Origin of the sequence: Mangrovimicrobium sediminis, from assembly GCF_004745945.1 — a bacterium.
GTDB lineage: Bacteria > Pseudomonadota > Gammaproteobacteria > Pseudomonadales > Halieaceae > Mangrovimicrobium > Mangrovimicrobium sediminis.
Genome location: NZ_SRLE01000001.1, coordinates 65895 through 79743, shown reverse-complemented (window position 1 = coordinate 79743; position 13849 = coordinate 65895). Strand labels below are relative to the sequence as shown.

The window sequence follows — 13849 nt, the reverse complement described above, 5'->3', positions numbered from 1 at the left end:
CCTGTGCGCAAACTATTGCTCCTGACCAGCCTGATATTGCTGTTTGTGGGTATACCGGCACAGGCAGCAACGGTTCAATACGACGAGACCGGCAGGATTGTCGGCGCTCTTGGCGTAGATGTGTCGGGGGTGCGCTACGACGTCCTGTTCCTGGAAGGGTCCTGCGTCTCCCTGGCTTCGGGCTGCGACGAGAGCAGCGATTTTGTCTTCCAGTCCAGCTCCCAGGCCAATGCTGCGAGCTGGGCGCTGATCAACCAGGTGTTTATCGGCGGGAACCTGGGGCCGGTCGATAACACCTACGGTTGCGACGATCCGGCGTATTGTGGGGCGGTCTCCGCATACTGGCAGGACGGTACGGTCGGTGGGAGCATGGCGTCGCGACAAGACCAGGGAGGCGCAATTGCCACCGGTGTCAGCTGGTTTACACTGGATTCCGGCTATGAAAACCTGAGTTCCGCCGATTACACCTACCTGACCGGTGCGGTGTGGTCCGTGGCAACAGTGCCTGTGCCGGCGGCAGCCTGGCTGTTTGGCTGCGGCCTGTTGGGACTGGTGTTGAGTTCGCGGCCGAGGCCGGCAGCGACGCCCGTGTAGGGCGTCGCGCGTTTCCCGGAGAGTTGTTCTCAGCCGACGAAGTCGAGCACCGGCTTGCTCACCCCACCCGGCTCCACGCCCTTGAGGTAGGCCAGCATGGTGTCCGCGTCGGAGACCTCGAAGGGGTCGGTCGGGCACAGGTCGCCGAAGTCCGGCTCCACGAAGATTTTCTCGATCTTGCAGTCGTCCACCAGCATGGAGTAGCGCCAGCTGCGCATGCCGAAGCCCAGGTTGGACTTGTCCACCAGCATGCCCATCTTGCGGGTGAACTCACCGTTGCCGTCGGGCAGCAGGAAGATTTTCTCGTTGCCGATGTGGCGCCCCCACTGGAACATTACGAACGCGTCGTTGACCGAGATGCAGATGATCTCGTCGACGCCCTGGGCCTTGAACTCGTCGTACAGCTCCTCGTAGCGCGGCAGGTGGTTGGAGGAGCAGGTCGGCGTGAAGGCGCCCGGCAGGGAAAATACCACGACTTTCTTGCCGCCGAAGATGTCCTCGGTGGTCTTGTCCTCCCAGCGGTAGGGGTTGGGTCCATCAACGGAGTCGTCCCGCACGCGGGTCTTGAAGGTGACGCTGGGGACGCGTTCGATAACTGCCATGTCGTATTCCTCGGTTGGGTAACTGTATGCTTTTACGGTAATCAATCGACCGTGGTTTTACCAATCGGATAAATCAATGGTGACAATCGGGTTTTTGCGCCGGGCGCACGCCTGCTAACATGCCCGGGCGCGGGCGTCCCTGCCCGTGTCGCGACAGCCGTCGCCGACGCCACAATAAGACCCAGGAGAGAATGCATGAAAGCCATCGTTTGCCGAGCACACGGTCCCGCCGAGACGCTGGAACTGGCGCAGGACTGGCCCGAGCCCGAGTGCGGCCCGGGAGAGGTGCTGCTCGAGGTAAAGGCTGCGGGGCTCAACTTTCCCGACCTGCTGATGATCCAGGGCAAGTACCAGACCCAGCCGGATCTGCCCTTCGTGCCCGGCGCCGAGTGCGCGGGCGTGGTGCTCGCGGTGGGCGAGGGCGTCACGCGCTTCCGCCCCGGCGACAAGGTGATCTCCGCCGGTACCCACCAGGCCTTCGCCGCGCGGCGCGCCGTGCCCGAGGCGGATGTGTACCCCATGCCAGAGGGCCTAAACTTCGTGCAGGCCGCCGGCGTCAGCCTGACCTACTTTACGTCCTATCACGCGCTCAAGCAGCGCGCGAACCTGCAGCCCGGCGAGACCCTGCTGGTGCTGGGGGCCGCTGGGGGCGTGGGCGCCACGGCGGTGGAGATCGGCAAGCTGATGGGCGCCCACGTGATCGCCGCGGCGAGCAGCGAGGAGAAACTGGCGCTGTGCCGGCAACTGGGTGCGGACGAAGTCATCAACTACAGCGAGGTCGACCTCAAGTCCACGCTGAAGACCATGACCGGCGGGCGCGGTGTCGATGTGGTCTACGACCCGGTAGGCGGCGACTTTACCGAGGCGGCACTGCGCAATATGGCCTGGAACGGCCGCTACCTGGTGATCGGTTTCGCCAGCGGGCCGATCCCGAAAATCCCGCTGAACCTGGCACTGCTCAAGGGCTGCGCGATTGTCGGCGTGTTCTACGGCCGGTTTACCGGCGAGGAACCGGAGTGCAACCAGCGCAACGTGGAGGAACTTTGGGCGCTGTTTGCGCAGGGCAAGCTGAAACCGGTGGTCACCGACGTGTTCCCGCTGGAGCACTACGCCGATGCCTTCAACTGCCTGGCCGAGCGCCGCGCCCGCGGTAAGGTGATTCTCGACCTGGAGTGAGTGTCGGTGGCGGTTTACGTTTCTTTACATTTCTCCGCCACAGGTTAACCGGCCATTGACGCACACTTAGCGTATCAACTGCTCGGATGCAGATGGAGGTAGTCACCATGCACAGAACAATCGGCACCCTGGCAGCTCTGGTTCTTCTCGCCGCTGGCGCAGCGCAGGTTGTCGCTGCGCCCGGCGCGCAATCCGCCCGGGCGGAGCGAGCAGACCGCGTCGTGCGCGCGGCGGAGCCTTCGCCGGTCGCCACGCGCCTGGTATTACCCTCTGCCTACCTGCAGCCCCTCAGCCTCGGCCAGCCGCTGAGCGCGAGCACGGTTGTGCCGCCGGAGTTGGCGACCCCCGTTCACTACGTGGGCATCGATGGCCTGTTTGCGGTGGGCGCCGGGCAGGGAGGCCTGGAAATGCGCCGTATCCCTACCGGTATCTACACCTTCTAGCGATCACCTGTTCGCCTGCGGGTACTGGCGCAGGGTCAGCTGGTCCCCGCGCTGGCTGAACTCGATGTGCTTGAGGAAGGTCATTCCCAACAATACCTGCTCGAACTCCATGCCGGTGACGATGGCCGCCGGCACCTCCTGCATGACGATATCGCCCAACGCCACGCGCTCCAACTGGGTGGCGTAACTGAGCGTCGAGCCGTTAGCGGTCTCGCTCTGGTAAGCCATACCGCGCCGCAATCCCAGTTGACTGGCAATCCGTGGCGGGATCGCGACGCCGGTGGCGCCGGTATCCAGCATGAAGGTGACCGGCTGGCCGTTGATTTCGCCGCTGGCCACGTAGTGACCATAGCGGTTGCGTTGCAGGACCACCTCGCGCACGCCGTCGGCGCCCAGGGATGACGCGACGTTGCTGTTGGGGTTGACCCGCGCGGCCAGCATATCGTTGAAGAACCAGCCGACCAGTCCGATGATCACCACCCAGGCAAGCGCCAGCATGCCCAGTCCCATGCGCTTCTGGCTGCGTGCTACTTCCTGTTCCGGGTTCATGGTGCGGACCTGTCAATCCAGGTCGCTGGCCTCGTGGCGTTCGGGCACGCCGTTGGACTCCCCGTCCGCGCTGCGGTTGACCCGCGAGCCGCGCTGCACCCCGGGGCGCGCTGCGACCTCCCGCGCCCAGCGCTGCACGTTCGCATAGCTGTCCACGTCGAGGAATTCCTGCGCCTTGTAGATGTCGCCGATCACCAGCTGGCCGTACCAGGGATAGGTGGCGATGTCGGCGATGGTGTAGGCGTCCCCGGCCAGGTAGGGCGACTCGGCCAGGCGCTGGTCGAGTACGTCCAGCTGGCGCTTGACCTCCATGGCGTAGCGGTTGATCGGGTACTCGAACTTCTCCGGCGCGTAGGCGTAGAAATGGCCGAAGCCACCGCCGAGGAAGGGGGTGCTGCCCACCTGCCAGAACAGCCAGGACAGGCACTCGGCCCGTGGGCCTCGCTCCGTGGGCAGCAGGACATCGAACTTTTCCGCGAGATAGACGAGGATGGCGCCGGACTCGAACACCCGCTGCGGCGGGTCGACACTGTAGTCGACCAGTGCGGGAATCTTGGAATTGGGATTGACCTCGACAAACCCCGAGCTGAACTGGTGGCCCTCGCTGATATCCACCAGGTGGGCGTTGTACTCGGCGTCCGCGATACCCAGGGCCAGCAGTTCCTCGAGCATGATGGTCGCTTTCTGGCCATTCGGCGTGCCCAGCGAATACAGCTGCAGCGGGTGGCGGCCCACCGGCAGTTCACGTTCGTGGGTGGCGCCCGCCACCGGGCGGTTGATGGCGGCAAAGCGGCCGCCGTTTTCGCTGTCCCAGGTCCAGACCCGGGGGGGGATGTAGCCGTTCATGCGGTCTCCGGTCAGTTGTCGATGTCGTCGAAGGTGGCGAAGCCGCGCGGGCCAAATGCGCCGGGCCGGCGTTCCAGGCCGGCCATCAGTGCCTCCATCTGGTTGGCGCTGCCGAGCAGGCGTTTTTGCAGGCGCTCTTCCGTTTCCAGCCCCGCGGTTTCGTCGCCATCGCGGGTGGTGTCGAACAGGCGCTTGGCCAGGGCGATGGCGTCGGGATTGCGCGCGGCGATACTGGCGGCGAGGTCGCGGGCCTCGGCCAGCGGGTCATCGGCCAGGCGGGTCACCAGGCCCAGCTCCAGCGCCTCCGAGCCCTCTACGACCCGGCCAGTGAAGGTGAGTTCCTTGGCCACGTCCACACGCACCAGGTGGCGCAGCGTCTGCGATGCGGACATGTCAGGTATCAGCCCCCATTTGATCTCCATCACCGACAGCCGCGTCGTGGGGTGGGCGATGCGCACATCGGCGCCGAGGGCGATCTGCAGGCCGCCGCCGTAGGCCACGCCGTGCAGGGCGCAAATCACCGGCGCCGGCACCTCGCGCCAGACCCGCGCCGGCGACTGGTAGTAGTTGGGCCACTCGCCGCCGCGCCCGGGGCGGAAGAAATCGTCCTCGGGTGAAACGTTGGCGAAGTTCTCCAGGTCCATCCCCGCGCAGAAGTGATCGCCCGCACCAGTGAGGACTACCGCGCGCACCTCGCGGTCGCGCGCCAGTGACTGGCCCACCTCGGTGAGCGCTTCGAACATCGCCCAGGAGAGCGCGTTCATTTTCTCCGGCCGGTTGAGGCGGACTTCCGCCACGTGGTTTTCGATATGCACGCTGACCGGTTCGCTCATGGCGGGGCTGTCTCCTGTTTAGACGTTGGTCGGGGGGTGGGTGTTCGCGCAGTATAGCCCCTATAATGTGCGCATCCGAAATTCACCACCCGGGAGCAATTGCATGAAGACTAAAGCCGCCGTGGCCTTCCAGGCCGGCAAACCGCTGGAGATCGTCGAGGTAGACCTGGAGGGGCCACGCGCGGGTGAGGTCCTGGTCGAGGTCAAGGCGACGGGCGTGTGCCACACCGACGCCTTCACGCTGTCCGGCGACGACCCGGAGGGCGCTTTCCCGGCGATTCTCGGCCACGAGGGTGCCGGTGTCGTGGTCGAGGTCGGCCCCGGGGTGAAAAGCCTCAAGCCCGGTGATCACGTGATCCCGCTGTACACGCCCGAGTGTCGCGAGTGCGATTTCTGCCTGCACCCCAAGACCAACCTGTGCCAGGCGATTCGCGAGACCCAGGGCCGCGGTGTGATGCCCGACGGCAGCAGCCGCTTCACCCTCGACGGCAAGCCCATCCTCCACTACATGGGCTGTTCCACGTTTTCCAATTACACGGTGATGCCGGAAATCGCTTTGGCCAAGGTGCGCGAGGACGCGCCCTTCGACAAGATCTGCTACATCGGCTGTGGCGTCACCACGGGCATCGGCGCCGTCGCTTTCACCATGAAGGTCGAGCCCGGTTCCACGGTAGCGGTGTTCGGTCTCGGCGGTATCGGCCTCAACGTCATCCAGGGGGCGCGCATGGTCGGCGCGTCGCGGATTATCGGTGTGGACCTGAACCCGGACAAGGTGCCGCTGGCCACGCAGTTCGGTATGACCGACTTCGTCAACCCCAAAGACGTGGACGACGTGGTCGGCCACCTCGTCGAAATGACTGGCGGTGGCGTCGACTATAGCTTCGAGTGCATCGGCAACGTCAACGTCATGCGCCAGGCGCTGGAGTGCTGCCACAAGGGCTGGGGCCAGAGCTGCATCATCGGCGTCGCCGGCGCCGGCCAGGAAATTTCCACCCGCCCGTTCCAACTGGTCACCGGCCGTTCCTGGCGCGGCACCGCGTTCGGCGGCGCGCGCGGCCGTACCGACGTGCCGAAGATCGTCGACTGGTACATGGAAGGGCGTATCAACATCGACGATCTGATTACCCACACAATGCCGCTGGAGGAGATCAACACGGCCTTCGACCTGATGCACTCCGGCGAGAGCATCCGCTCCGTGGTGCTGTATTGATGGGCGCACTGGAACTGGTCGGCGAAAGCCGCTGCTTCGGCGGCCGCCAGCTGCGCTTTGCGCACCGCGCGGCGTCGCTGGACTGCGATATGCACTTCGCGGTGTACCTGCCGCCGCAGGCGGAGAGCGAGCCGGTGCCTGTCCTCTACTGGCTGTCCGGCCTCACCTGCAACGACGAGAACTTCACCACCAAGGCCGGCGCCCAGCGCTATGCCTCCGCGCACGGTGTCGCCCTGGTCGCGCCGGATACCAGCCCGCGCGGCGAGGGCGTGCCCGACGACCCTGAGGGCGCCTGGGACTTCGGCCTCGGCGCCGGTTTCTACGTCAACGCGACCAACGCGCCGTGGTCGGCCCACTACCGCATGTACGACTACGTGCTCGAGGACCTGCCCGCGGCGCTGGCCGGCCTGCCGCTGGATACCTCGCGCGCGGCGATCAGTGGCCACTCCATGGGTGGGCACGGCGCGCTGGTGATTGCCCTGCGCAACCCCGGCCGCTTTCGTTCGGTGTCTGCCTTTGCGCCGATCTGTTCGCCGACCCGTTGTCCCTGGGGCGAAAAAGCCCTGGGCAACTACCTCGGTGATGACCGCGCGGCCTGGGAGAGCTACGACAGCACCTGCCTGATCCGCCTGGCGGGGGAGCACCTGCCGATGCTGGTCGACCAGGGCGAGGCGGACGGCTTCCTCGCCGAGCAGCTGCGCCCCGAACTGTTGCGCGAGGCCGCGCAGGAAGCCGGCTACCCGCTGACCCTGCGCATGCAGCCCGACTACGACCACTCCTATTACTTCATATCGACATTCATCGGCGAGCACATCGCCTTTCACGCCTCGCACCTGTGATACGGCAGTGCGGGGCGCCGGCCTGACGCCCGCGGAGAATTGCGCGATACTGTAAGTCCGTACCCACCCATAACAGGATTCCAAAACGGGGGCGCTTGCGTGGAAAGCGAGCAGTTGCTGGCGCAGCTTTTATACCAGTACCAGGATCAGCCCGGCGGGCTGCTGCCCCTGCTACACGCGGTGCAGGCGGACTTTGGCTATATCCCGGCGGACGCTGTGCCACCCATTGCGCGGGCCATGCAGCTTTCCGCCGCGGAGGTCGAAGGCGTCATCAGTTTCTATCACGACTTCCGCCGCCAACCGGCCGGTCGTCACACCCTGCACATCTGTCGCGCCGAGTCCTGCCAGGCGGCCGGCGGCGAGGCGTTGGTTGCGCACCTGCAGGCGCGCCTGGGTATCGAGCCGGGCCAGTCCTCGGCGGATGGCGAACTGACTGTCGAATCGGTCTACTGCCTGGGCAATTGCGCCTGCTCGCCGGCGTTGCGTATCGGCGATGCCACCCATGCCCGGGTCGATATTGCGCGGCTGGATGCATTGCTGGACAGCCTGCTGGAGAGCGCGTCATGAGCGTGCGGTATTTCGTTCCCGCAGATACCACCGCTATCGCCGTCGGTGCGGATGACGTGGCGCAGGCCCTGGCCGCGGCGCTTGAGACGCGCGGGGAATACGGGCGCATCGTGCGCAATGGTTCGCGCGGTGCATTCTGGCTGGAGCCCCTGCTGGAGATCGAGCAGCACGGGCGCCGGGTGGGCTTTGGGCCGCTGAGCGCGGCGGAGGTGGACGCTATCGTCGCGCTGCCGCCCGAGGCCCGCGAACAGCACCCGCTATTTCTGGGCGATGTGGAAGCGCTGCCGTGGTTCGCGGCCCAGCGACGCCTGACCTTCGCCCGCGCCGGACTGGGCGACCCCCTGAGCCTCGATGACTACCTGCTGCGGCGCGGCTTCGATGCCCTGGAGCGTGCCCTTGAGATGGCCCCGGAGGAGATCGTGCAGGCCATCGATGACTCGGGCCTGCGCGGCCGCGGCGGCGCGGCGTTCCCCGCCGGCATCAAGTGGCGCACGGTGATGGACACGCCCGCCGGGCAGAAATACATCGTGTGCAACGCGGACGAGGGCGATTCCGGCACCTTTGCCGACCGCCTGCTGCTGGAGGCCGACCCCTACCAGTTGCTCGAGGGCATGGCCATCGCCGGGCTGGCCGTGGGCGCCGACACCGGCTACATCTACCTGCGCTCGGAATACCCGCGCGCCCGCGAAGTACTGCGAGTCGCGCTGGCCAAGGCCGAGGCCGCGGGTTACCTCGGCAGCAACCTCGCCGGCAGCCAGCGCAGCTTCCGTATCCACCTGCGTATCGGTGCCGGTGCGTATATCTGTGGTGAAGAAACTGCGCTGCTCGAGAGCCTCGAGGGGCGCCGCGGCATGGTGCGCGCGAAGCCACCGCTGCCAGCGCACCAGGGCCTGTTCGGGCGGCCGACGCTGGTACACAACGTGCTCACGCTGGCAGCCGCGACCACCGTTATCGCCGACGGCGCGCAGGCCTATGCCGCACTCGGCGAAGGGCGTTCGCGCGGCACGCTGAGCGTACAATTGGCGGGCAATGTGCGTCGGGGAGGATTGGTCGAAGTGCCCTTCGGCGTCACCCTGCGGCAGTTGCTGGAGGACTTCGGCGGCGGTACCCGCTCCGGCCGGCCGCTGCGCGCGGTGCAGGCGGGCGGTCCGTTGGGTGCCTATTTACCCGAGTCCCTGTGGGATACGCCGCTGGACTACGAGGCGCTGGCCGCGGTCGGCGGCATGCTCGGCCACGGCGGCCTGGTGCTGTTCGACGACAGCGTCGACATGGCACGGCAGGCGCGCTTCGCGATGGCATTCTGCACTGAGGAATCCTGCGGCAAGTGCACGCCGTGCCGCATCGGCGCCGTGCGCGGTACCGAATTGCTGGATCGCGTTATCGCGCGCGAGGCGCCGCACAGCGAGCTCGCGCTGCTCGAGGAATTGTGCGACACCATGGAACAGGCCTCGCTGTGCGCCATGGGCGGCATGACTCCGGCGCCGGTGCGCAGCGCGCTCGCGCATTTCCCGGAGGACTTCGCATGAGCCGCGACGACAACGTCCTGCACTACTACGAGCCGCAGCCGGACCTCGGCACACCCGGCGTCGCCGCAGGTGAAGAGGTGACCCTAAACATCGACGGCAGCGCGGTCAGCGTACCGGCGGGTACCTCGGTGATGCGCGCCGCGGCCCTGGCCGGCAGCCCCGTCCCCAAATTGTGCGCCACCGACAGCCTCGCCGCGTTTGGCTCCTGCCGCGTGTGCCTGGTGGAGATCAGCGGCCGTCGCGGCTTTCCTGCCTCCTGCACCACGCCGGTGGAGGAGGGCATGCAGGTGCGCACCCAGAGCCCGGAACTGGTGCGCCTGCGCCGCGGCGTGACGGAACTCTACCTCTCGGAACACCCGCTGGACTGCGAGAGCTGCCCGAGCAACGGCGACTGCGAGTTGCAGGACTGTGCGCGCGAGCTCGATATCGAAAGTTCGCGCTATACCGCGGCTGCGCCGGCTGACTGCGGCGCTGCCGACACCAGCAATCCCTACTTCACCTTCGACCCCCAGCAGTGCATTGTCTGCTCGCGCTGTGTGCGCGCCTGTGCCGATACCCAGGGCACCTTCGCGCTGACCATTCTGGGCCGTGGATTCGATTCCCGCGTGGGTGTTGCCGGGGATGACTTCCTCGGCTCCGAGTGCGTGTCCTGCGGCGCCTGCGTCAGCGTCTGCCCGACCGCCGCGCTGGTGGAGAGCAGCGTGATCGAACTCGGCGCGCCGCGGCGCAGCGTGGAAACCACCTGCGCCTACTGCGGTGTAGGCTGCGGCCTGCGCGCGGAACTGCGCGACGAGCAGGTGGTGCGCATGGTGCCGTGGAAAGACGGCCGCGCCAACGAGGGGCACGCCTGCGTGAAAGGGCGCTTTGCCTACGGCTATGCCACGCACGAAGATCGCATCACCACACCGATGATCCGCGACAGTATCGACGAGCCCTGGCGCGAGGTCGGCTGGGACGAGGCGTTGGCCTTCACCGCCGCGCGCTTTAGCGAGATCCAGGCGCGGCACGGCCGCAACAGTATCGGGGCGATTACCTCGAGCCGCTGTACCAACGAGGAAGTCTACCTGGTGCAGAAACTGGTGCGCGCCGGCTTCGGCAACAACAATGTCGATACCTGCGCGCGCGTCTGCCACTCGCCGACCGGCTACGGGCTGAAAACCACGCTGGGGGAATCCGCCGGTACCCAGGCCTTCGCCTCGGTGGCGCAGGCGGACGTGATCGTGGTGATGGGCGCCAACCCGACCGAGGCGCACCCGGTATTCGGCTCGCGGTTGAAGCGGCGCCTGCGCGAGGGCGCGCAACTGATCGTCATCGACCCGCGGCGCATCGAACTGGTGGACGCGCCCCACGTGCAAGCCGCTTTCCACCTCGCCCTGCGGCCCGGCACCAACGTGGCGGTGCTCAACGCGTTGGCCCATGTCATCGTCGAGGAAAACCTGCACGACCAGGCTTTTATCGACGCGCGCTGTGACTCTGCTGCCTTCGCCCAGTGGCGGGAATTTATCCGCGACCCCATGCACTCGCCGGAGGCGCTCGAGGAGCTGTCCGGTGTATCCGCGCAGACCCTGCGCGGCGCCGCGAGGCTGTATGCCAGCGCTGGCAATGCGGCCATTTACTACGGCCTGGGGGTGACCGAGCACAGTCAGGGCTCGACCGCGGTAATGGGCATCGCCAACCTCGCCATGCTCACCGGCAACCTCGGCCGCGAAGGGGTCGGCGTGAACCCCCTGCGCGGGCAGAACAACGTGCAGGGTTCCTGCGACATGGGCTCCTTCCCCCACGAGTTGCCCGGTTACCGGCACCTGTCGGATACGGCCGCCCGGTCGCAGTTCGAGGCCGCCTGGGGCGTGAGCATCGACCCGGAGCCGGGCCTGCGCATTCCCAACATGTTCGACGCGGCGGTGGATGGCCAGTTTCTCGGGCTCTACTGCCAGGGCGAGGACGTCGCCCAGTCGGACCCCAACACCGAGCACGTGGAGGCGGCGCTGGCCAGCCTGGAGTGCCTGGTGGTGCAGGATATCTTTCTCAACGAAACCGCCAGGTTCGCCCATGTCTTCCTTCCGGGCGCCAGTTTCCTGGAGAAGGACGGCACCTTTACCAACGCCGAGCGGCGCATCTCGCGGGTGCGCCAGGTGATGCCGCCGCTGTCCGGCAAGGCGGACTGGGAGGTGACGCGCGACCTCGCCAACGCCCTGGGCTGTACCATGGACTATACGCACCCCGAGCAGATCATGGCGGAGATTGCCGCGCTCACGCCGACCTTCGCCGGGGTGAACTACGAACTGTTGGATGAGTACGGCAGCCTGCAATGGCCGTGCAATGAGGGCGCGCCGCAGGGCACGCCGACCATGCACGTCGAGCAGTTCGTGCGCGGCCAGGGCCTGTTCGCAATCACCGATTTCATTCCCACCGAAGAGCGCGTCAACCGGCGCTTCCCGCTGATACTGACCACTGGGCGCATCCTCAGCCAGTACAACGTGGGCGCGCAGACACGGCGCACCGCCAACACCGCCTGGCACGCCCAGGACCTGCTGGAAATCCACGCCGAGGACGCCCAGCAGCGCGGTATCGCCGACGGCGACTGGGTGGGTATCGAAAGCCGCGTCGGCGCCACGGTGCTGCGCGCGCAGCTCTCCGAGCGGGTGCGGCCGGGCGTGGTCTATACCACCTTTCACCACCCGGTGTCGCGCGCCAACGTGGTGACCACGGAGAACTCCGACTGGGCCACCAATTGCCCCGAGTACAAAGTGACTGCAGTGCAGGTGAGCCGGGTCAACGCACCGGCGTCCTGGCGCTCGCGCCAGCGGCAGTCTGTGCCGCGTGCACAGACGGAAGAGGTCAGTGGCGATGACTGATACTGAAGCCGCAGTATCGCGCCAGGTGTGGGACCGCGGGCAATGGCAGGCGGATACCGATGCCGTGGTGGTCGAGAGCGCGGTGGCGATGGTCTACAACGGCGTCTCCCACGCGGTGATGATGACGACGCCGGCAGACCTGGAGGATTTCGCCCTGGGTTTCAGCCTGTCCGAGGGTATCGTGGATAACCCCGGGCAGGTTCTCGGCGTCGATGTGATCGAGCGCAGCGAAGGGCTGGAACTGGCCATCGAAATCACCGGCGCCGCGTTCGCCGCGCTCAAGCAGCGCCGGCGCAGCCTTGCCGGACGCAGCGGCTGCGGCCTGTGCGGCGTGGAATCCCTGGAGCAGGCGATTCCCGCCGTTGCCCGGGTGAGCGGCGGTTTTGTCCTGGCTCCCGAGGCGCTACAGCACGCCCTCGCCGAACTCGGCGGCGCCCAGGTGATCCGCGCCCGCAGCGCCGGGGTGCACGCTGCAGCCTGGTGTGATAGCGCCGGCCGCATTCGCCTGTTGCGCGAGGATGTCGGCCGGCACAACGCGCTGGACAAACTGCTGGGCGCGATGACGCGGGCTGGGGAGGGCGGGGCCGGTTTTGTCCTGGTCAGCAGCCGCCTCAGCTACGAGATGGTGGCCAAGGCCGCGCGCCTCGATATCGCGGTGCTGGCCGCGGTGTCCGCCCCGACCTCGCTCGCCCTGCAACTGGCCGCGCAGGCTGACATGAGCCTGGTTGGTTTCCTGCAGCCCGGCCGGCAGGCGATCTACACCGGGGAGGGGCGCTTTCTGCACGGCTCTGCGCAGGAGGCCTGTAGTGGTCTCGCCGGCGTCGAGGGGGGTCGTGCATGAGTGGTTCTGCGTTGCAGCGACTGGTGCACATGGCCAACCAGATTGCCGCGAATTGCGGCGAGCACCGCGACCCGGCTGCCGCCGCGCAGCGCACGCGCGACCACCTTCAGCGTTTCTGGACCCCCGACATGCGCCGGCAACTGCGGCAGCATGCCGAGAGTGGCGGCGATGGCCTGTCGCCGGCGGTATGGATGTCCTTAGAAGATCAAACCAACGAATAGGGAGTCGTCATGAACAGAACCGGATTACTGTCCTGGGCCATAGTCAGCTGCCTGCTGGCCGTGCTGCCGCTGCACGCCAGTGCCGCGGAGCCCGGTGAGATCGCGGTGACCGGCGAGGCGCAGTCGCTGCTGGTGCCGGATATCGCCGTGCTGGATCTGACCGTGATGCGCGAGGCGGACACCGCGCGCGCGGCGCTCGACGAGAATTCCGCGGCGATGCGCGCGGTGCTGGAGGCGATGGGCAAGGCCGGCGTCGAAGCGCGCGACCTGCAGACCTCGAACTTCAACATCCAGCCGCGCTACCACTACGACAAGCCGCGCGGCGAGACCCCGCCGCGGATTGTCGGCTATACCGTGCGCAACAGCCTGGCGGTGACCGTGCGCGACCTCGAGAAGCTCGGCGCCGTCATCGACAGGGCGGTCTCGCTGGGCGTCAACGAGGGGGGGAATATCCGCTTTACCAATGCCGACCCCTCGGTCGCCCTGGAGGTTGCGCGCCAACTGGCGGTGCGCGATGCCATGGCCAAGGCGGCGACGCTCGCCGAGGCGGCCGGTGTACGCTTGGGCAGGATTCTCTCGCTCAGCGAGGACCAGAACCGCATGCAGCCGGTGATGATGATGGAGGCGCGGGCGGCGATGTCCGATGCCTCAGTACCCATCGCCAGTGGCGAGAACACCTACCGTGTGCGAGTCCAGTTGCGCATAGCGATCGAACAGTAGAATCGGGCGAACACGACCTAGATCAAA

General features: G+C 66.8%; 15 protein-coding genes. 11 read left to right on the top strand and 4 right to left on the bottom strand.

Annotated elements, in window-relative coordinates; all coding sequences use genetic code 11:
- Positions 1-3: 3 nt before the first annotated feature.
- Positions 4-594 carry a hypothetical protein gene (locus tag E4634_RS00395; protein ID WP_135440624.1) on the top strand — a complete coding sequence of 197 codons (591 nt, stop codon included), beginning with the start codon at positions 4-6 and terminating at the stop codon, positions 592-594.
- 29 nt (positions 595-623) lie between these two features.
- Here E4634_RS00395 and E4634_RS00390 read toward each other — a convergent pair whose 3' ends face one another.
- A complete protein-coding gene (locus tag E4634_RS00390; protein WP_135440623.1) occupies positions 624-1196 on the bottom strand; it encodes a peroxiredoxin in 573 nt (190 codons plus the stop codon).
- 195 nt (positions 1197-1391) lie between these two features.
- Here E4634_RS00390 and E4634_RS00385 point away from each other — a divergent pair, with 195 nt between their 5' ends.
- Positions 1392-2372, top strand: a complete 981-nt coding sequence (locus E4634_RS00385) for an NADPH:quinone oxidoreductase family protein (RefSeq protein ID WP_135440622.1) — start codon at positions 1392-1394, stop codon at positions 2370-2372.
- Positions 2373-2479: 107 nt separating this feature from the next.
- A complete protein-coding gene (locus E4634_RS00380) occupies positions 2480-2815 on the top strand; it encodes a hypothetical protein (protein ID WP_135440621.1) in 336 nt (111 codons plus the stop codon).
- Positions 2816-2818: 3 nt separating this feature from the next.
- On the opposite strand, the gene E4634_RS00375 is transcribed toward E4634_RS00380, so the two are convergent.
- From E4634_RS00375 to E4634_RS00365, 3 genes are read right to left on the bottom strand one after another with little or no spacing between them, the layout of a single operon-like run.
- Positions 2819-3364: a retropepsin-like aspartic protease family protein gene (locus E4634_RS00375; RefSeq protein ID WP_135440620.1), complete on the bottom strand. Its 546-nt coding sequence runs from the start codon at positions 3362-3364 to the stop codon at positions 2819-2821.
- A gap of 12 nt (positions 3365-3376) precedes the next feature.
- Entirely contained in the window at positions 3377-4210 is an 834-nt protein-coding gene (gene yghU, locus E4634_RS00370; protein ID WP_135440619.1) for a glutathione-dependent disulfide-bond oxidoreductase, read from the bottom strand.
- Positions 4211-4221: 11 nt separating this feature from the next.
- Positions 4222-5043: a crotonase/enoyl-CoA hydratase family protein gene (locus tag E4634_RS00365; protein ID WP_135440618.1), complete on the bottom strand. Its 822-nt coding sequence runs from the start codon at positions 5041-5043 to the stop codon at positions 4222-4224.
- Between the two features lie 103 nt (positions 5044-5146).
- Here E4634_RS00365 and E4634_RS00360 point away from each other — a divergent pair, with 103 nt between their 5' ends.
- The 8 genes from E4634_RS00360 to E4634_RS00325 all read left to right on the top strand — a co-directional run bounded on the left by E4634_RS00360 (position 5147) and on the right by E4634_RS00325 (position 13822).
- Positions 5147-6253: an S-(hydroxymethyl)glutathione dehydrogenase/class III alcohol dehydrogenase gene (locus E4634_RS00360; protein ID WP_135440617.1), complete on the top strand. Its 1107-nt coding sequence runs from the start codon at positions 5147-5149 to the stop codon at positions 6251-6253.
- Positions 6253-7092: an S-formylglutathione hydrolase gene (gene fghA / locus E4634_RS00355; protein WP_167854693.1), complete on the top strand. Its 840-nt coding sequence runs from the start codon at positions 6253-6255 to the stop codon at positions 7090-7092. The genes E4634_RS00360 and fghA overlap by 1 nt, the downstream gene beginning before the upstream one ends.
- 99 nt (positions 7093-7191) lie before the next feature.
- Positions 7192-7659 carry a formate dehydrogenase subunit gamma gene (locus tag E4634_RS00350; RefSeq protein ID WP_240725033.1) on the top strand — a complete coding sequence of 156 codons (468 nt, stop codon included), beginning with the start codon at positions 7192-7194 and terminating at the stop codon, positions 7657-7659.
- Entirely contained in the window at positions 7656-9185 is a 1530-nt protein-coding gene (locus tag E4634_RS00345) for a formate dehydrogenase beta subunit (protein WP_135440615.1), read from the top strand. Before E4634_RS00350 ends, E4634_RS00345 begins: the two co-directional genes overlap by 4 nt.
- A complete protein-coding gene (fdhF, locus tag E4634_RS00340; protein WP_135440614.1) occupies positions 9182-12040 on the top strand; it encodes a formate dehydrogenase subunit alpha in 2859 nt (952 codons plus the stop codon). The genes E4634_RS00345 and fdhF overlap by 4 nt, the downstream gene beginning before the upstream one ends.
- The gene (fdhD, locus tag E4634_RS00335) at positions 12033-12881 is read left to right on the top strand and encodes a formate dehydrogenase accessory sulfurtransferase FdhD (RefSeq protein ID WP_135440613.1); all 849 of its coding nucleotides are present in this window, start codon (positions 12033-12035) and stop codon (positions 12879-12881) included. The genes fdhF and fdhD overlap by 8 nt, the downstream gene beginning before the upstream one ends.
- The gene (locus E4634_RS00330; protein WP_206046744.1) at positions 12878-13102 is read left to right on the top strand and encodes a formate dehydrogenase subunit delta; all 225 of its coding nucleotides are present in this window, start codon (positions 12878-12880) and stop codon (positions 13100-13102) included. The genes fdhD and E4634_RS00330 overlap by 4 nt, the downstream gene beginning before the upstream one ends.
- A gap of 9 nt (positions 13103-13111) precedes the next feature.
- Entirely contained in the window at positions 13112-13822 is a 711-nt protein-coding gene (locus E4634_RS00325; protein WP_135440612.1) for an SIMPL domain-containing protein, read from the top strand.
- Positions 13823-13849: the final 27 nt, after the last annotated feature.